This window comes from Vibrio sp. 378, assembly GCF_033339435.1.
The window spans coordinates 1-735 of the sequence record NZ_JAWOUO010000494.1 but is presented as its reverse complement, the minus strand read 5'-3'; the positions used below and the strand labels follow the sequence as shown (position 1 = coordinate 735).

Here is a 735-nt window from a genome sequence, read left to right as displayed (position 1 = left end):
GTTGGCTGTAAATACTGAGTTGCAACCGTCGCAACCATGCCAAACAACGCGCCAAAGTTGTACACAATCACTACGCTGAACAGAGCAATAAGACCACCTAGCACCCAGCTAGTCGCACTGCGCTTAGTATTGAAACGTTCACTCACTAACGCCACCGGACACTCTAACATTGAGAAGGAAGACGTCAGCGCCGCAATCGTCAGCAATAAGAAAAACACGATTGAGAACAGTTGGCCAAGTAAACCTAAGCTATCAAACATCAGTGGCAATACGGTAAATACCAAGGTGTCTGAGCTCAATAGAGAACCGTCTTCAGCGTAGATTTGGACACCTTTTTGCATCGCAACAAACATCGCTGGCATCACCACTAGCCCTGCAATAAAGGCAACAGCCGTATCGACCAAGGTCACATTCATTGCCATCTTGGGAAGGTTCTCTTTCTTGCTCAAGTAAGAGCCGTAGATCAGCATTGAACAACCACCAATCGTCAGTGAGAAGAAGCCCTGCCCCATTGCAGCAAGAATTAGTTTACGGTCCCATACTTTCTCGAAATCAGGCACCAAGTAATGCTTCAGACCTTCCATCGCGCCGTTTTGAGTCATGATGTAAACAAACAGCAAACCGAATAACACGAACAACGCAGGCATTAGACGTGTTGACCATTTCTCAATGCCTTGTTTAACGCCACCTTGCACGATCAAAATGGTAAGTACATAAAATGTAATCGTACCGAAC

At 46.0% G+C, this 735-nt stretch carries 1 protein-coding gene; it reads right to left on the bottom strand.

The features are described from left to right. Positions 1-735, bottom strand: a 735-nt coding sequence (locus tag R7Q48_RS27145) for a sodium-dependent transporter (RefSeq protein WP_318133349.1), incomplete at both ends; no start/stop codon positions are given.